Source organism: Eisenibacter elegans DSM 3317, assembly GCF_000430505.1.
Lineage (GTDB): Bacteria > Bacteroidota > Bacteroidia > Cytophagales > Microscillaceae > Eisenibacter > Eisenibacter elegans.
The window spans coordinates 392,875-411,539 of sequence record NZ_KE387153.1 but is presented as its reverse complement, the minus strand read 5'-3'; the positions used below and the strand labels follow the sequence as shown (position 1 = coordinate 411,539).

Genomic DNA, 18,665 nt, shown 5'->3' with positions numbered 1-18,665 from the left:
CGTTGTAACGTTTCTCTAGCCCGAAGGGTAACCCATACAAACGCAGCAACCAAAGCTAGCACCAATGTCTGCATTTGTCTGATTTGTTCCCTTTTGCATCAATAGAAAAATTATGAAAGCACTTACCCAAACACTCGCCTCCATACTGATTGCCCTGTTGTTAGCGCCATTTGCTTGGGCAACACCTACACCTCCCTATATCGACAATGAGCGCAATGTGCGCTCAGAGGTGAAGGAAGTGACCGTATTCCTCAATTTTGCGCAAGTAACGAACAAGGCTACTATCAATCTAAGCGCCGGTACAACAGTCTTGATTTTTGAAGAATTATCGACTAAGATAGACAAAAACAGCATCCAGGTAGCAGCCCAAGGCAATATCACGATTATGGCCGTTAAGCCGCGCATCAACTTCCTCAAAGAATACCGCCACTCTAGCCGCCTCAAAGCGCTAGAAGATTCCCTAGAGCATTTTGAAGACCGCTTGGCGCGGGTGCAAATCCAACAAAACACCCTGCAAAAAGAAGAGGATATGATTTTGGCCAACCAAAAAATAGCGACCGAGGGCGTGGAAGTCAATGCCCAAAAACTCCAACAAATGGCGGAGTTTTACCGCAGCCGCTTGGTCGAAATCCAAAACAAAAAGCTCGACTATACCAAACAGGCGCAAAAACTACAAAACACTGTAGACAAGCTCAAAAAGCAAGTAACGATGGAAAAACAACAGCTCAACCAACCCACTAGCGAAGTGATGGTTACGGTTACGGCCAAAGCCCCTGTACAAGCACAATTTGAGCTCAACTATATCGTAGCCGATGCCGGATGGATACCGGTATATGACCTGCGCGCCATCGATGCTTCCAGCCCTATCCAATTGACCTATAAGGCCGAAGTATTTCAAAATACCGGGGTAGACTGGGAAAATGTCAAAATCACACTATCTACTGGCAACCCCGCTCAGAGTGGCCAAAAACCTACGCTCAGCCCCTGGTGGGTAGATTTCTACCGCCAACAAGTATACCAAACCCGTGCAGCGGCTGCCCGCAGTATGGATGTCAATAAAAAGTCGGGAGTGATGAGATCCTCCGAAGAGTATGCTGCTAATAGCGAGGATATGTTTGCCTCTCCCATTATGGAAGCCGAAAGCGTAGCCCAATATACCACAGTGGCTGAAAGTACCTTTTCTACGGAGTTTGATATTGCGCTGCCCTATACCATCCGCTCCAACAGCAAAGGCCAAATGGTAGATGTACAGGTCTACACCCTACCCACAGAGTATCACTATAGCACTGTTCCTCGCCTCGACAAAGACGCATTCTTGATGACACGTCTTACAGGCTGGGAAGAATACAGCCTGATGCCCGGCTTAGCCAATGTATACTTTGAAGGTCGGTTTGTGGGGGAGACTACCCTCAGCCCGGGGCAAACAAAAGATACACTCGACATCTCGCTAGGCCGCGACAAGCGTATCATCATCCAGCGCGATAAAATCCAAGATTTTTATACCAAGAAAACCCTAGGAGCCAATATCAAAGAAGAGCAGGGCTTTGCCATCAACCTACGCAATACCAAGCGCCAAGCCATTACCCTGACGGTAGAGGAGCAGATTCCGGTATCTAAAAACAACCAAATCACGGTAGAGCTGATAGAGGCCGAAGGCGCGCAATACAACCCCAAAACAGGAATGGTTACTTGGAAAGTAACCTTACAACCCAACGAGACCAAGAATCTTACCCTGAAGTATAGCCTCAAATACCCCAAAAACGAACAAATACAGTACTGATAACAAAACACTGCCCTGTCAAGATTAACTCCTGACAGGGCAGTTTCCGTTTTGGGAGCATCAAAAGTTACTCCATCTGCTTGTTACGCATACTTACAAACTCGGTATATCGACGTACGGAAGCGATGCCAAATCCAGCCATTACGACCAGCGTACCCAACCATAGTAGGTTGATCAGCGGTTTTTCCATCGCTTTCATAATGATATAGTCTTTTTGGGTTTCGTTTACCCCTAGCGTAAACACCGTAGCGCTAGGGTCTTCAGCAGGCTGGATGTTGCGCAGCGTCAGGCGTATGCCCAAGTCCTGAGAGATATCAGATTGTGTGGCAGGCTGCCCGTCTTTGATATAAAAGCGAGGGCGCATAGTATAGATACGGTTTTCGCCCATTACCCGCACTTCTGCCTCCAGCCCGGCATCATTGGCTGTAAGCTGCATGAGCCGGTCTTCACGGATGGGGTGTACTTTATCTAAGATGGCCACATAGTCATTCAAAAACAGCGTATCGCCTATACGCACCTGTTGTTCCTTCATTTCGCCCCAGTTGCGCTCTACCGTAGGGTCAGGGATAGACGACACGTGGGTGTAGAGGTCGCTGCCCCACTTGCGATAGATGTCGGGAGAGGCCAACAAGCCCATCTGTGGGTTGGCTTGCGCCCTAGGGAACAGCGTAAAGATACGCCCTTTGGCATCGCGGTATTCGACTTCGTAATAGGTGTTTTCAGGGAAAAGATGTACTGTATCGCCACGAGTAAAATATACCTTGCCTTTGTATGAGACCTCCTCAAGTGCCAGCGCATAGTAAGGGTCATCGGTAGGCATCAGAGCCGTTTTTCGGATATAATGTGGAAAATTGCGCGCCGCGATGTAGTCGCCCTTGTAGGTTACGCGGTAGTCTTGCATCTGGATGGGCTGGTTCATCCAAAGCAATACATTTTCGGCATTGGTTTCGGTAGAAAACTCCTCAGAATAAATCTTGCCGGTACGGTTGAGCGAAATGATTTTGGAATAGCCCGAGGAGAACAAAATTCCTATCAGCATCAGCCCCACACCGATGTGGGTTACAGCCCCACCCGTAAGCTTCAGCCCACTTTTGCGGGCGAGGTTGACCAACACAAACACATTGGCCGTAACGGTATACAAGCCCGCAGTGAAGAGCAGTATATACGATAGATTTTGTAAGATACCAAAGGCCAATACCACGCTGGCTGCCAACAAGGTAATCACCAAGGGAGGAACCAACGTACGCTGTAGCGTCTGGCTGTCTTCAACCCGCTTCCACCAGAAGAACTGCGCTGTACCCGAAAGCAGGGCTATCCCTACAGCAAACCATAGCTGCCAAGCGTTATAAAACCCTACCGCATCTTCGGGCGGAGCTAGGTTAAGGCTTAGCCCTAGGTTGTCAAAAATGACATTGTATACCGGAATAGAGGTAGCGGCCAATACCTGAAGGCCAGCCAAACAAAGCACCAATATCCCTAGCTGTATCCAAAACTCACGCCCATATTTGGCTTCGGACTTGCCGGCTGGCATTGCTGCCTGTACGGCCTTCCAACGGAGCGCCAAAATCACCACCGACAGGAAAGTAAAAAACAACAAGTAAAGCAAGAGCTGTCCCGAAAGCCCCAAATCTGTGAAGGAGTGTACAGAGGCATCGCCCAACACCCCACTTCGGGTCAGGAAGGTGGAGTACAAAATGAGCAGGAAAGTAGCCAAATTCAGCCCCAAGGCTGTCAGAAGCGCCTTACCGCTTTGTTTGTAGGCAATCATCGAGTGGATAGCCGCCACCATAATCAACCAAGGCACATAGACGGCATTTTCGACCGGGTCCCAGTTCCAATAACCTCCAAAGTTGAGGGTTTCGTAAGCCCAATAGCCCCCCATCAAAATGCCTAAGCCCAAAATACCAGCACCTACAATGGCCCAGGGCAAAGCCGGACGCACCCAAGCCTTGAAATCGCGCAGCCACAAACCCGAAAAAGCATAGGCAAAAGGCACTAAGGTCATCGCAAAGCCCAAAAACAAGGTAGGTGGGTGGATGACCATCCAGTAGTTCTGTAGCAGGGGGTTTAGCCCTGTACCGTCCTCGGGTACAAAATTGGGGTTGGTCTGAAAAATAGGCGAAGGCAGCGCATCACGCATTAAGATAAAAGGATCGCTACCAATCTTGAGCTGACCAATAACTACCCCCAAAATCATCGAAGTCAGAAAAGCCTGTACGGCGGCAAAAACTGTCATCACAGGTGCCTCCCATTTGCGGTTGGTATAAATCAAAATACCCCCCAAGAGACAGTGCCAAAAAATCCAGAGTAAGAAACTACCCTCTTGTCCTTCCCAAAAACAGGAAATCATATAATAAATAGGCAGTTGGTTGGAAGAGTGGCTCCAGACGTAGTGGTATTCGTAATGGTGATTGTAGATGAGATAAAACAATATTCCAATCACGCCCAAAATGGCCATACTATGGATGGCAAAATGGATGCGGGCAAAACGCTTCCAGCCAGTTGATTCGGCTTCGAGCGCAGGTTGGAGTTGGGTTTGGGCTGCTTTCCAATAAGCAAAAGCAACCACCAAAGCACTGACAAAAGATACAATCACCAAGAGATGACCCATATCTCCCAAGAATATATTTGGCATATCTGAAATCAAGTTTAATGCTACAATAGAGCCGTCAAAGTTACGCAATTAGGCATCGAAAAGCTAACCTTTCGTATGTGGCAATTGTTAGTTTGGCCGGAGAATTATGCCAAGATTCATAAGACTTGAGGGCTTGCCGAATTTGATTTTCTTGATTCTCAAGGATTTTCAACGCACATATTTCCCAAACCAATTTTGATTGGGCATATGTACCTCCGGCCAAGGCCGATAAGCCTCTCAGACTAGGTCTGCCATCCGGTTTTGTTGAATTTGTTGGCGTACTTCGTCCCAAAGAGCGATTCGGTATTCGAGTGCTTTTGCCGCAGCTTCTTTGGCTTCTTGCCAACACTGTGGATTTTCTCCACACAATTGCGCCACCATTTCCAAAGCCAAGTGACTGTGGTGCTCGCCATCTACTTCGATGTGGCGTTCTAGGTAATAGGCAAATTTGTTGATGCTGTCAGGGAATACTTCGCGTAGGTCTGCCACTAGGCTATGAAACATAGCCGGAATCAAGTCCTCACGCCCAAAAGTAAACACAGCCGCCTGTATGTGCGCTTGCCCGCTGGCAATGACTTCAAAAGTATAACGAACGAAATTGGCCGCCGCTGCCGGCACCTTGGCCGCTATCAATGCGTTTTCTAGGGACTTGGTGCTGCGCAGATGTTCCAAAAACGATTGGATAGCAGAGGTATCGGCCTGGCACTGTGTCATCGCAGCCAAATACATCTCAAAATGGCTCATTCGGCAACCTTGCTCATCAATATCTGATTCTTCGCCCGTAACAATTTCATTGATGAGGTAGCGGGTATCGGGTGCGCCTACCGGAAACCAAGGCGTGGTAGTGCAGGTGAGTTGCTGCTGTAAAGCTTTGAGCAAGGACATAAAATCCCATACTGCAAATACGTGTGACTCCATAAACAAGCGAAGGTCTTCTAAATCTTCAATCTCACGGTATACAGGGTGGTTTATGATGCGCTCACGCAAAGGCGCTATATGTGTTTGAAGGTTTTGGATGGAAACTTGATGAACATTGGTGGCTGACATAAATTTTGGGTGTTTTGTTGTAATTGATGATGGAAAAACCGACGCAAGGGCAATAGGCTACAAAGGTACGGTATTTTTAGATGATAGTATAACTATCATTTCAACAAAAACGTTTGTCAAAGTAATGATTTAGTACACCAAGGTTCTAGTTTTTAATACTTCCACGCCACGGGACATTTTCAAATCCCAGTGGGATGTACCGAGAGCCCAATAAGCATAATGTCCACAAAGAGCAAAAATTAGCAGACTCAATGATACACCACAGGGGGTAAAACAACGGATAGTATTTTTGAATATCATAAGCTCCCAATACTGATGACCTTGGGGTCGCGGATACTGGGGTGGTTTTCGGGAACCATAATCGAAATCGGAGCTGGCATACCGGCCTGCCCCTTTGCTTTGTCAATCCAGATTTTGTAGACCTGACCACTGATGGCACTCGGCCCAAAACCAGAGTTGCTTGGCCGCACATTCACCCGAGTAATGCGTATAGGTTGCGCATAAAACTTGATGTTTTCGTAGTCTTTCTTGAGGGAGTAAGGTTGAACGCTATTACGCAAAGTTTGGCCATCCTCATTGACCAAGGAGCCGCCGGCAATGGCAGCAAAGCGCTCGGCGCACTCGTTGAGGCTGCCAGATCCCTGCAAAATTTGTATATATGACTCCAAAACTTGCTTCACCTCCTTGGGGAGCTTCGAAGGGTCGATATTATCGCGGGTAGACTGCGCCCAAAGCCCAGCAGCCCCTAAAAAAACACCAAGACAAAAGACCCAAAAGACAGATATGCTGTTTCATGAGACCCAAAATTAAGCTTGAAAACCAAACAACTATAGTTACAAATACGAAAGCGCCTCCCTAAAGTTGAGCAAATGCCCAAGTAGCATCTAATCCTGAAAAAAAAGTACATTTACTACTTTTTTCACCTTTCTTGCACTATCTTGCGTGCATTCTAAAACTTTGTATTAAAATTTGACGATAACTATGTCCGAACTCACCCCTATTACCGTAGCATATGGAGATGGCATTGGGCCTGAAATTATGGAAGCGACCCTGCGCATCATTGAAGCAGCTGGCGCTCGTATCAAGCCTGAGGTAATCGAGATTGGCGAAAAAGTATACCTTAGCGGCAACACAGCCGGTATTGCCGAAAGCGCTTGGGAGTCTCTCCGTCGTACCAAGGTTTTCTTGAAAGCTCCTATCACTACCCCTCAAGGAGGTGGCTTCAAAAGCCTCAACGTAACTACCCGCAAGATGCTGGGCTTGTTTGCCAATATCCGCCCTTGCGTGTCTTATGCTCCTTATGTAGATACCAAACACCCTAAAATGGACGTGGTCATCATCCGTGAAAACGAAGAAGACCTTTATGCCGGTATCGAACACCAGCAAACCCCCGAAGTAGTGCAGTGTTTGAAGCTAATCACCCGCCCCGGCAGCGAGAAAATCGTCCGCTATGCGTTTGAGTATGCCCGCCAGTATGGACGTAAAAAGGTAACTTGCTTTACCAAAGACAACATTATGAAGCAGACCGACGGCCTGTTCCATAAAGTTTTTGATGAAATCGGTGCCGAATACCCAGACATCGAGCAAGAGCACTGGATCATCGATATCGGTGCAGCAAAGATGGCGGATACCCCCGAAATATTTGATGTCATCGTAATGCCTAACCTCTACGGAGACGTACTTTCTGACGTAGCCGCTCAGATTGCAGGCTCAGTAGGGTTAGCCGGCTCTGCCAACATCGGCGCAGAGGTAGCGATGTTTGAAGCCATCCACGGCTCAGCGCCCCGCCGCGCAGGCCAAAATCTAGCTAACCCTTCAGGACTACTCCTCGGCGCAGTACAAATGTTGGTACACATCGGCCAAGGCGACGTAGCCGAAAAAGTACACAATGCTTGGCTCAAAACGCTTGAAGATGGTGTGCATACTTATGACATCTTCAAAGAAAACGTAAGTACTGAAAAAGTAGGTACCAAAGAGTTTGCCGACGCTGTAATCGCCCGTATGGGTCAGAAACCTACCAAACTTAACCCTGTAGACTATTCTCAGGCCAAAGAAGCCATCAAAGTACAGCTCAAGCCAGTGAAGCCTGTCAAGATGGAAACGATTGGGGTAGACGTGTTCTTGTACTGCGATGACCGCGATGCCAACAAGCTCGGCAAAGGCCTCGAAGCCGCTACTGCCGGTAGCAACCTCGAGCTGACCATGATTACAAACCGTGGCGTTAAGGTATATCCCAACGGCTTGCCTGAGACTTTCTGTACTGACCACTGGCGCTGCCGCTTCAAAAATAAAAACGGAGACACGCCATACAAAGACATCTTGGCCCTGCAGACCAAAATCACAGAAGCAGGTTTTGATATCATCAAAACAGAAAACCTTTGCCGTTTTGATGGCGAAGATGCTTTCTCTGCCGGACAAGGTGCTTAATTGAGCATCAAATCATATTTGCTTACATATCAAAAACCGCAGCTCCCCTCAGGACTGCGGTTTTGGTGTGTTATAGGCTGTGTTGGGTAAGCAATCATTAGCTTGCGAGCTATGTTACAACGATGGTATAGGTTGTTGTGTAATGATGTTTGGAGCTAATCACACGCATTGGTCGTTTTGAAAAAGTAGCTCAGAGTTCCTACTCCGAGACAAGCTGAGGCCTTATTTGGGAATAAAATGAGACTTAGCCCACAGTTTTCGCTGTAGGATTTGGAGAATGTCCAGTAGCGTGGGCTAATCATAAAAGCGCCAGTCGAAGCCAAAGGCAAAAGTAAAGCGCTTGCCCGGATAGAAAGGAGAGACCGCATAGCCTGTGAGCGCTTCATTGCTGATGTTGTTGAGGTGTGTGAGCTTGAAAAACAAACGCGCATTCCCAATCTGACTACTCAAAAACATATCCACCAGCGGGTAGGCCTGTATCAAAAAATTGTTTTGTAGGTGGAATTGCTTGCTAACAGGCATATAGGCTTGCCCAAAAAAATCAGAACGGTAGTGGATATCAAAGCCTATCTGTGTGCTGATGATTTCCTTGAAGAAACAATCTTGACAGTAAATCAAGCTAGTAGCCCAGATAGCCGGTATGCGGAAAAGATCTGCGCCTAGGCTTTGGGTATAAATGGCCGTAGTACGGGTATGGAAGCGTCCCAACCGGTAGTGTAGTTCTGCACCTAGGCGCAGCGTACTAAATAGCTCATCGGCTTGTTGGGGGAGGGCTTGCTCGTTGTAGTAAATCATCCCACTAGTAACATTAAACACCGTAAATGGGCGCAAAACAAGCGCTTCATTGGCCAGCGCCTGCCGCCACGAGGCGCGCAGCTCTTGCGATAATGGATTGCTGAAAGAGTTGCGCCAGCGCAAGTGGTTACTCCAAAAGCGGGTTTGCAATAGGGTTGGGCTATGAGAGATGAGTAGATACGAGGCTTCTAAGCCTTTCCAACGCGCATAGACCTTGTTCATCAAATCAGGTGTATTGAGGCCATAGCTGAGGTGTGCCCCCAACTGAAACTCCTCCCCAAAGCGTATTTCGGCCTTACCACCAACATAAAGTTCCAACATAGCGCTCAAATTCCCAATTCCGTCGAGAGTATCTCGGGGGGTAAGTCCGCCGCGCACGTAGTCGGTCTGCCACTCATAAAACCGGCTTTGCAGATAACCTTGATAATAGAACACATCATCAAACAAGCGCCCTTTGAGCCCGAGGCGATTTTCGGTCAGGTAATAACGCATACCCTCAAGGGTCGTATCATTGACCAACAGCGGGGGTGGGGCAAACAGTTGGTAGAACGTAGCGCTATTGGCTCCCACATTGACATCAGTGTACGTATCACGCACACGCTTCCAGTCGTAAACATGAAACAAAACCACTGGCTTGGTCAAGCGATATTCTTGATAGGCGTGGAGGGCATTGTAAGTCTGCCAACTACGCACACCACTGAGGCGGCCTTCACTTTGCTCATAGCCATAGAGGCTGTCAGGAGCACTTTCGCTAAAACGCACCCCACCCGACTCAGACATTTCGCTTACCAAATGTGAATAATGAAAATAGCCCGAATAGCGGCTGTCTTTGCCAAGGTAAGCCGCCGATACTACCAAGCGGTGTTGATTGGCTCGTACTTCGGGGCTTTGTGTGAGGCCAAACTGCTTGTTAGAAAACATCCGCTTGTATTGTAGCGCAAAGTTGAAGTTGCGCTTGATATTGCGCGAAAGGGTAAAGTCAATAAATTGGTCGCCTCGAAAATCTTGGACATAATGTGCGCGACTGTAAGGCGATTTGGTATCGTAATAGCGCACATTTTCAGGAGTAAACCAAAATGGACTGTATACATCGTTGCCATATAGCATTCCAACCTGCTGTTGTATATCATAAAATATTGGCTGTAGTGGGGTGGCTAGCTCCCCTAGATCTTGATAATAAAACCCACGTTCTTGGACAGGCGTATAGCGATGAAACCCGTCCAGCAGGGTATCAAGGGCATAAGTAGTTGCTTTATGACCAAACTCTAGGTCTTTTTCTAGGTAATAGCGCACGGTCTTAGCACTATAGACCTGCTTGGTGCTATCGTCTATAATACGAGATTGAGCTACTGTCGAAAAGGGCAGGACCAATGCCAACCCTACACACATCAACCACGGCCAACAGGCGTTGGGTTGAGACAAAAAAGCCGTTGGATAAGGCATAAAAAAAGCTATGATAGAAATCGGGCGAACCTTGTTAGGCCGGCAAAGTTAGAAATTTTCTATCTGCTTAGCGTACTTTTTAACTTGTTTAACAATCAAGGCATCAAACTCCTCTTTATCAGCCAAAAAATCAATCTCTATAGGGAGGTAATATACAGGGAGTTCTTGTAAGATAGCGGCCAGTTCGGGCGATTGCCATTTGACGGCATCTTTTTCGGTAGTCAAGATAATATCAAAAGAAGAGGCCAACTGTTTCTGGAAGCCTTGCTGTATGTTTTTGAGGTCTTGGGGGCTGTAGTGGTGGTGATCTTTGAAGCTAAAATGTTGTTTGATGGTATAATGTTGTCGCAAAAACTGGGTCAAAGGTTGTGTATGGGCGATTCCTGTTACAAGCGTAATGCGGAGTTGTTGGCTGTCTTTTACGTGCGACAGGTATTGCTCTATGGCTGGGGTTTCGGTCCATAAGGGCAAAGGCAATCCATAACGGATATACGTAAAAAATACAGGGGTTTCGGGGGGGGTATAGGCACGAACTTGCTTCTGAATATCGCAACGTTCGGAAGGGCTAAGGTGCGGAGGGCATTTGGTAACCACTACCGCGTTGGCGCGTTTGGCATGGCGGCGGCTTTCGCGCAAGCGCCCGGCAGGCAACACGAAGTCTTGGTAAAACAAACGCCGGTAGTCTGTCAACAATAAGTTGAAATGAGGCTTCAGCGCCCGATGCTGGAAAGCATCGTCCAATAAAATCAGCTCTACATCAGGGTGTTCGTCGGTGAGCTGCACCAAGGCCGGCACGCGTTTTTCGCCCACAGCCACATACACCTCTTGGCCAAATTTCTGGTAAAACTGCATTGGTTCATCTCCCAAATCAGCCGCATTGAGGGCAGGAGAGGCTAGCAAAAAGCCTTTGGTCTTGCGCCCATAACCTCGACTGAGGGTAGCCAGCTTGTAGTGCGGCTTGAGGAGCTGTATGAGGTACTCTACGTGTGGGGTTTTGCCCGTACCGCCCACAGTCAAGTTGCCTACACAAATAGCTGGTTTGGCAGCTTTGGTAGATTTTTTAAGCCCAAATTCATACAATACATTGCGCAAATCTGTTACACATTGGTATATCAAGGCCAATGGGAAGAGCGCTATCCTTATCAGTGCCATAGCGTGGGGGTAGCGAGGTTTGAAAAAGGGTTCAGTTGTTTTTAAAGTCATTGCACACCTCAAATTTTACGCCATAATACCATAAACTTGTATTTTTATCCCTAACAATGACTTATACCAAGAAAATCAACGGTTATAAATCCTTAAATCGAGTGAATCTTGCCACACCATCGGATATTTTCTAATTTGTTCTTGATTCATCACATAAAATCTTCCGAAGAAATCCACCATATGGAATGTTTCTTTGTGTATACTTTGTGTTTAAATATACACCAAGAACAGGGGGGAAATACGCCTTAAAACCACAAAAACCAAAAATGTCTAGCGGTGTGAAGTTTTCTTGAGAGGGCTTAGGCCTGCTTCAGAAAATCAGCCACAAAACCAAAGGGCATCAAGGTCTGCACACGCTCAAAGCGGTAATATACTTCTGGCTCTGCCAGAATAATCAGGCCAATGTCTTGTGCTTGCTTTTGTTCATATTCTACCATCACTTGCCTACAGCCGCCACAAGGGTTGGCTGGCAGGTGTTTGCCCGATTGGGGGCTATAAGCGACCACAGCCGCTTTGAGAATGGGAACATCCTTGTAGCGGCTGCTGGCCTGAAAAAAGGCCACACGCTCGGCGCAAAGCCCCGAGGGATACGCCCCGTTTTCTTGGTTGCTACCACTGACAATCTCCCCGTTGGCCAACAATAACGCCGCGCCGACCCAAAAGCCCGAATAAGGCGCATAGGCAGTATGGCAAGCAGCCTGAGCTGCACGTATCAGGGTTTGTTCGTCTGTTGGAAATGCCTCTATGCTATGGAGGCGCTCGTAGGTAAGGGTAAGGTGCTGTTGAGTCATAGGCAAGAAAAGGGGCAAGAGCCCCTTTGTGAAAGTGTTAGGAATAACGTAAGCTTAGTGCATACGGTCTGCACGCATCTCAAGCCCTTGTATGATTTCGGCCTCAATACCGAGTAGCTCTTCCAGCCTTTGTTTTACTTCGGCTTCGGGATAATAGCTTTTGGCCAAATCTACAAAATTGACATAATGCCCGGCCTCCGAAATCATCAAGTCGTGATAAAACTGCTTTAGTCGCTCGTCGGCAATATGCAAAGACAAGAGCCGGAATCGCTCGCAGCTACGGGCTTCTATCAGGGCACAGACCAAGAGCTTGTCTAGTAGCTGAAAGGTGTTGCCTTTGCGGATATGTTGGGAGAGCTTTACAACGTACTCATCTGTGCGTTTGGGGCCTAGCGCATAGCCTCGCTTCTTGAGCTCATTGAGCACCATCCGAAAGTGCCCCCATTCTTCCGTAACGATAGGCGTAAGCTTTTCGACCAACTCAGGATGTGTAGGATATTGTACAATCAAGGAGATACAGGTCGAGGCTGCTTTTTGCTCGCAGTAGGCGTGGTCTACCAAAATCTCTTCGATATTTTTTTCGGCGATATTGACCCAGCGTGGGTCGGTAGGCAGTTTGAGTCCTAGCATAATGTTGAGAAATAATGCTGTACAGGAAGCAAATATAAAGCTTTCTCCTGATAGTCAAGTGAGTATAAAAGCAAAAAGTCTCTCAAGCGTGGCCTGAAAGACTTTTCAAAAACTGGTGATCCCTCTGGGGCTCGAACCCAGGACCCTCACATTAAAAGTGTGATGCTCTACCAACTGAGCTAAAGGATCATCTTTTATTTTGATGATTTTGGCAACCGTTGTTGTCGTTTGGGATTGCAAAGGTAGGAACTATTTTTGAAAGCACAAGCATTGAACGGAAAATTCTTAATTTTTTTTCAAATACTTTTCCCAATCCAATTGTCCCAAGGCCAATTGTAATACAATTTACCCAAGGCAATTGTTTCTTGCTGGTACTAAAAAAAGCAGGTGATTATGGCAATCTTCTGTAAATCAGTGCGCTATACCCTGTCCTTTCTACAGGCGAAAGGAGTCTGGTACTTTCCAGTTTTTCGGCCCAGAGGCTAGGGGGGAGAAAGAGGCTATCGACCAATACAAAATCGGCTTGTGAGAGGTAATGCGCTACAGTTTGAGGGTCGCGCCACCGAAGGTGTTCGGTAACGATGAGGTATTCGTAGTCGAACTGTGTTCGTTGCCGTGCTTCGCGGCTGTAGAGATTTTCAAAATAGTTCATCAACTGGAGCTGTGAGCCGTTTTTTTGGAGCGCATAGTAGTACATCGGTTCGGCCACTACACGGCTACCCGGAGGGATGTTTTTGGCAACAAATGCTTGGGCAGTGGTAGGGTTGCGTTGGCTCAGGGAACTGAGTATTTGGGCGTTTTTCAAGAGTGCATAGGTTCCGTTGAACACAAATAGCAACAACAAGGGCAAGACATACCCTCGGCGGAAGTAAGCACCTTGAGAGGGGGAACTCAGCTGCGCCAAACGCAACAGCGGCCAATAGAGGCTGGGGAGTATAAAGATAGCATAAGGCCCTACGTCGTATACAATGAGGTAAAAACAAGGGATGCTCCCAAGCAGCTGCCAGTCTAGCAAGGTTACCGTGCTTTTGCTGCGCCCTAATACGCCCAAGTAGCCTACCCAAGCCATCAGGCTTAGGGGTATCAAAAGACCTTGCTGCCTAGGGATGTAGCCGCTAAAGCCCAAAAACTTTTGGTACAACCGCTCGCCGTCGTGCCAAGCTTGTGGCTCGCGCAGGTAGGTCAACAGTGCGCCAAATCCCCCAAAAGAAATGACAACCCAAAGGGCATACCCGCCTACAATCAGGCCTGCCCAAAGCAAAAACCCGCGCCAATGCTGCTTGAAGGAGGGCCTATCAACCCCTAACTTCAGCCCCAATAACAAGGCCAGCGGAACGCCCATAAAACCAACCCTAGGGGTAGTCAGTAGTGCCAACAAAAACCAACAGGCGCTGCTAAGCCAAGCACGCTGCCCACCGTGCTTTAGGGGCAATGCGGCCAGCCCAGCCAACCACAAGGCCAGAGCCAGCAAATCCATTCGCCCTTCGTGCATAGAGAGGTTGAAAAACGGGTCTAACAAGACCACCAACAAAGCCCAAGCATACCAAGACCAAGAGAGGGGGCGCTCACGGTGGAGCAGCCGCGCCAAAAGATATAGCACAGCCAAAGCTCCCAAGTAACAACTGAGCCGATAGCTGACAATCCCGAAGCCCAAAAGTTCAAACATAGCCGCTGACAGCCCAAAGTGTACAAAGCCGTAGATATACAGAGGTCGGAATACTGCCACACTTGGGCTGAGACTGCCTTTCTGCCAAAATTGATAACTCATATCGGCAAAAAACACCTCGTCGAACCAAGGTAGGGGGGAATAGGGCAGCAGGAACAACTGCAAGCCAAAATACCCCACCCACACGAGAGCAATTAAGGGCTTGGACAAAAAAATAAGGTTTGGGAACTCTAAGCGCATAACGCAAAAGTATCTTTCCCAAACCAAATTGACAACAAATCACGCAACTAGCATGGTGGAGACGGCGCAGCCTTAGCAGACAATCCAGCGTTCGGCATCTGCGCGGTTTTCGAAAGCTACTTGTTCAAAAGGCAATTGAGCACTCATCGCCTCAAATTCTTCAAAAGATAGATGAGCAAAAAATTCTTTACTGACAACTATTGCCAAGCGCTGGAAGCCTTCTTTCAATAGCTTTGGAATGTATTGAGAAATCAACCATAGGTTGACTGCATCGAAGCTGCCATCGTATGCGCTGATGTCCGACAAACTGTTTGCGAAAGGGATGTTGTGATTTTTCTGATATTCGAAGATTAACTCATAGATGCTTTTGATTTCTTCTTCAGAGGCAAAATCAAACCAATTGTTTTCAGAATAGCCCTTATCTGCGTGATAACGATAGCGAAATAGTACTTTCTTTTCTGATTTGACCTCGAAAGAGGTCGCTCCAATAGGCTCATAACGCAAGCTTTCGAATAGTAACTGCTGCATATACACAAGAAGTATAGGTAATAAGATAAATTACAGAATCTCAACCGTGTAGTCGATAAAGACTCCTGTGCTTATACTTACAAAATGGCAACCAAGTTTAAGAAATACAGCACTTGCTTAGAGTATTGTACTTTTTTTAGATGAATTGCAGCGATAAGGCGACTAACAGCCGCTATGATATGGCAAAAAACATCCTTAGAACCACTTGATTATCTATCTCAAGGACTTCGGGCAAGACAATAGAACTGTTGGTAGGTGTCTACTCTTCTTATTGGGCTACACCGCTGGGTATTGTCTGAAAATCTATAGTTTATACCCAATCAAAAATGGTTTGGGAAATGTGTGCGCTGAAAATCCTTGAGAATCAAGAAAATCAAATCGTGTGAGGCTTGGTATAATTGAGTACCGTTCCGGCTGGGGAATTTCCTTCGAGCGCGAGCGCGTGGCCAATCCAAACGGCTTTTACCCCCTTTTGGAGGGTGGCAAAGGCGTTGTCAAGTTTGGGAATCATGCCGCTGTGAATGACTCCTTGTGTTTTGAGCGTTGCATAGCTTTCCGGGTCGAGCTGGGGGTAGTAATGGTCGGGTTGTTGGAGGTCGGGCAAAACTCCTTTTTGCTCAAAACAATAGCGCAACACCACCTCGTGGGTGGGTGCCAATGCTGTAGCGATGGCGGCAGCGATGGTGTCAGCATTGGTATTGAGTAGTTGCCCTTGGCCGTCGTGGGTGAGTGGCGCCACAATAGGAACCAGCCCTTGTTCGAGCCAAGCGCTTAGCGCAGCGGCATTGACCGAAACCACATCGCCCACAAAGCCATAGTCTATCGGAGCAGCAGGGCGGCAGACAGCACGGATGAGGTCTGCGTCGGCCCCACAAAGGCCAAGCGCTTGCAGGCCGCGTTGTTGGAGCTGGGCTACCAAACCTTTGTTGACCAAGCCTGCATAGACCATCGTTACGACTTCGAGCATAGGTGCGTCTGTTAGGCGGCGGCCTTCGTGCATACGGGCGGCAATCCCTAGCTTGGCAGCAGTTTGGGTGGCTATTTTACCCCCTCCGTGTACCAATACTGCCGGGTACGGGCGGCGGGCAAAGAGGTCTAAAAATTGGGTCAATACTTCGGGCGCATCTAAGACATTGCCCCCGATTTTGATGATTTCTATGGTTTGAGACACTGGGCTTCGACTATTTTTTGGGGAATAATGGTATTTAGTACTGCGTACGGTCTTGCTTCATCGTCCAAGCCTCGAAGGCCGTCATACAAGCCTGATGGCCTATTTGGGTCAGGCTGACCTGCTGTACCTTGGCCGTTCCTTGGATGACTTCGTAGATGTAGGCATCGTCGAAGCCGATGGCCGCCGCATCTTCACGGGTGCAGCCGTAGTAGAGGGTCTCCATTTTGGCCCAGTGTACAGCAGCATAACACATCGGACAAGGCTCGCAGGTAGTATAAATCTCACAGTCCGATAGGTCGAAGCGCTTTAAGTAAGCAGAGGCGCGGCGGATGGCCAACACTTCGGCGTGGGCGGTAGGGTCGTGGGTCTTGAGTACTTCGTTGTGGGCGCGGGCAATAATCTGTCCTTGGTGGACAATCACAGCGCCGAAAGGCCCGCCGTCGCCAGCCTTGATACCCTTGAGGGCTTCAGTAAGGGCTTCGGACATAAAAGTGCTATGGTCGGGGGTATTCATTGTGTGTAGCCTGAAGCTCCCGCTTCGGGAAAGTTATGAAATAAATGAGTTGATATAACGTGCTAGCTTTGCATTACTAGCGGAGTTGGTCGTACGTTTGGAGTTTTTGCCGCAGCAGTTCCGGCACTGCCTCCGGTCGACGTGTTTGGGCATTGGTATGTACGTATACCAGCGCTCCGCTCACGAGCAAACGGATACCCTCTTCATCCTGACGGGTAATGGCGAGGGCAAATTGTAGGCTGCTGTTGCCGATGCGCTCGGTGCGCACACGTACTTGGAGCCAGTCGTCGAAGTGGGCGGGGGCGTGGTATTCTAAGGTGGCCTTGCGTACGAAAAGCTCCCCTAAATCTTGATTGCCAGTACCAAAAGGCAGCCCGAGCGCACGGAAATACTCCGTTATTCCGATGTCGAAATAGTGTAGGTAATTTCCATTGAACACAATATTTTGCGAATCCACTTCTGCCCAGCGCACACGCAGCTCGTGTACAAAACGGAAAGCCTGCCGTGAAAACTCTTCCATAACAACGTCAAACGGGTTAGTGTAGAGGGCGCTTTTTGATGACTCCGCCCTTGGTGTCACTTACTCGGGTTTGGATGACAAAAGCCTGCTCATCGATTTTTTCGACTTCGCTAAGTAGTTTGGAGATTTCGAGGCGGGTAACAATGGTATAGACAATAGTGATGTCACGGCGGTTGTATCCACTTTGGCCTTTGTAAAGCGTAACACCCCTGCTAAGCTTTTGGATGATGGCGTGCCGAATATCATCGCTGCGGTTGGAGATAATCGTAACCCCGATGTATTCTTCAATTCCCTGTACAAAAAAGTCCACCATTCGCGAGGCAGCCATATAGGTCAGGATAGAGTAGAATGCTGTTTCGAGGTCAAGCATCACAGCAGCCACAGCAAAAATACAGATGTTGATAAGCAGGATAATATCTCCGATACTCAGCCCTGTTTTGCGGGTAACATATACGGCCAGCACCTCTGTGCCGTCAATCACACTCCCGCCACGCACAGCAAAGCCAATACCAGTACCGAGGAAAAATCCGCCGAACACTGCCACCAACAGCTTGTCGTGGGTCATTACGGGGAAGTGTACAAAAGTAAGCACCAAGGACAAGCCCGCGATGGCCAAGGTAGTACGTAGGGCAAACATAGGCGACATTTGGCGGTAGCCTATGATGATAAAAGGTACATTGATGGCAAAAATCAGAAACGGCAATTTGATATTGGTAACAGAGGCTACTAAGAGCGAAATACCCGTTACGCCGCCGTCAATAAATTTATTGGGAAGCAGGAAGCCTTCTAAGCCAAGCCCGGCGCTGAAAATGCCTAAAATGATGAATATGGTACTTTTGATGGTCCGTCTAACTGCCATACGGCGAAGCCTTTTTTCGTTTTTTACTGCCTTTTCAGCAGAAGTATCGGTAGGGGTCGCCGTTGTAGGGGCAACAGCGGGAATGGTAGTAGACGTTTCTGGGGCGACAGTAGTTGCTTTCTTGGGCGTACTCATATAAATTTTCTGAAATCAGTGTGGTGCAAAGGGCGCAAACAAGGGTAGGTTGGCGTGTAAAACCTTTGTACGGATACGAAGCGATGAGCACAAAGTTAAGCTTTTTTGCCCAAAACCCCACGTCTATAACCTGCTTATATTGGATGTTAGAGGCTAAAAGCCAAGTTCATCTGAGTTGTTGTTGGGCAAAAAGTATGCTGATTTGGTCAAGAAAATATGTCTGTTGGGCAAAAAACAGCTATTTATTGCCTATAGGCGTTAAACATTCACCTCTCAATGGA

The 18,665-nt window shown here is 47.9% G+C and carries 15 protein-coding genes and 1 tRNA gene; 2 read left to right on the top strand and 14 right to left on the bottom strand.

The genetic code is table 11. The features are described 5' to 3' along the window. Positions 1-112 precede the first annotated feature (112 nt). A complete protein-coding gene (locus G499_RS0115430; protein ID WP_035727739.1) occupies positions 113-1,780 on the top strand; it encodes a DUF4139 domain-containing protein in 1,668 nt (555 codons plus the stop codon). Between the two features lie 67 nt (positions 1,781-1,847). On the opposite strand, the gene ccsA is transcribed toward G499_RS0115430, so the two are convergent. The 3 genes from ccsA to G499_RS0115415 all read right to left on the bottom strand — a co-directional run bounded on the left by ccsA (position 1,848) and on the right by G499_RS0115415 (position 6,109). Next, positions 1,848-4,415: a cytochrome c biogenesis protein CcsA gene (ccsA, locus tag G499_RS0115425; protein ID WP_027000684.1), complete on the bottom strand. Its 2,568-nt coding sequence runs from the start codon at positions 4,413-4,415 to the stop codon at positions 1,848-1,850. Positions 4,416-4,652: 237 nt separating this feature from the next. Then, complete coding sequence (locus G499_RS0115420; protein WP_051296307.1) at positions 4,653-5,462, bottom strand: DUF3050 domain-containing protein; 810 nt, start codon at positions 5,460-5,462, stop codon at positions 4,653-4,655. A gap of 296 nt (positions 5,463-5,758) precedes the next feature. Further along, entirely contained in the window at positions 5,759-6,109 is a 351-nt protein-coding gene (locus G499_RS0115415; protein ID WP_154658492.1) for a hypothetical protein, read from the bottom strand. Positions 6,110-6,443: 334 nt separating this feature from the next. On the opposite strand from G499_RS0115415, the gene G499_RS0115410 reads away from it, so the two are divergent. Further along, complete coding sequence (locus tag G499_RS0115410; protein WP_027000681.1) at positions 6,444-7,889, top strand: NADP-dependent isocitrate dehydrogenase; 1,446 nt, start codon at positions 6,444-6,446, stop codon at positions 7,887-7,889. A 294-nt stretch (positions 7,890-8,183) separates the two neighbouring features. Here G499_RS0115410 and G499_RS0115405 read toward each other — a convergent pair whose 3' ends face one another. The 11 genes from G499_RS0115405 to G499_RS0115355 form a co-directional block, all read right to left on the bottom strand. Further along, entirely contained in the window at positions 8,184-10,127 is a 1,944-nt protein-coding gene (locus tag G499_RS0115405) for a putative porin (RefSeq protein ID WP_081413834.1), read from the bottom strand. Between the two features lie 48 nt (positions 10,128-10,175). Further along, positions 10,176-11,279, bottom strand: a complete 1,104-nt coding sequence (gene lpxK, locus G499_RS0115400; RefSeq protein ID WP_027000679.1) for a tetraacyldisaccharide 4'-kinase — start codon at positions 11,277-11,279, stop codon at positions 10,176-10,178. A gap of 350 nt (positions 11,280-11,629) precedes the next feature. Further along, positions 11,630-12,121, bottom strand: a complete 492-nt coding sequence (locus G499_RS0115395; protein ID WP_027000678.1) for a cytidine deaminase — start codon at positions 12,119-12,121, stop codon at positions 11,630-11,632. Positions 12,122-12,175: 54 nt separating this feature from the next. Next, complete coding sequence (locus G499_RS0115390) at positions 12,176-12,751, bottom strand: MiaE family protein (protein ID WP_027000677.1); 576 nt, start codon at positions 12,749-12,751, stop codon at positions 12,176-12,178. A 113-nt stretch (positions 12,752-12,864) separates the two neighbouring features. Continuing rightward, positions 12,865-12,940, bottom strand: a tRNA-Lys gene (locus G499_RS0115385). A 202-nt stretch (positions 12,941-13,142) separates the two neighbouring features. Next, a complete protein-coding gene (locus G499_RS0115380) occupies positions 13,143-14,627 on the bottom strand; it encodes a hypothetical protein (RefSeq protein WP_154658491.1) in 1,485 nt (494 codons plus the stop codon). A 102-nt stretch (positions 14,628-14,729) separates the two neighbouring features. After that, on the bottom strand, positions 14,730-15,185 hold the full coding sequence (locus G499_RS0115375) for a hypothetical protein (protein WP_027000675.1): 456 nt from the start codon (positions 15,183-15,185) through the stop codon (positions 14,730-14,732). A gap of 373 nt (positions 15,186-15,558) precedes the next feature. Beyond that, on the bottom strand, positions 15,559-16,356 hold the full coding sequence (gene argB, locus G499_RS0115370) for an acetylglutamate kinase (RefSeq protein WP_027000674.1): 798 nt from the start codon (positions 16,354-16,356) through the stop codon (positions 15,559-15,561). Between the two features lie 34 nt (positions 16,357-16,390). Next, entirely contained in the window at positions 16,391-16,870 is a 480-nt protein-coding gene (locus G499_RS0115365; RefSeq protein ID WP_027000673.1) for a nucleoside deaminase, read from the bottom strand. A 76-nt stretch (positions 16,871-16,946) separates the two neighbouring features. Next, positions 16,947-17,390 carry an acyl-CoA thioesterase gene (locus tag G499_RS0115360; RefSeq protein WP_027000672.1) on the bottom strand — a complete coding sequence of 148 codons (444 nt, stop codon included), beginning with the start codon at positions 17,388-17,390 and terminating at the stop codon, positions 16,947-16,949. Between the two features lie 16 nt (positions 17,391-17,406). Further along, positions 17,407-18,384 (bottom strand): YitT family protein, encoded by a 978-nt coding sequence (locus tag G499_RS0115355; protein ID WP_245576757.1) that lies wholly within the window; start codon positions 18,382-18,384, stop codon positions 17,407-17,409. Positions 18,385-18,665: the final 281 nt, after the last annotated feature.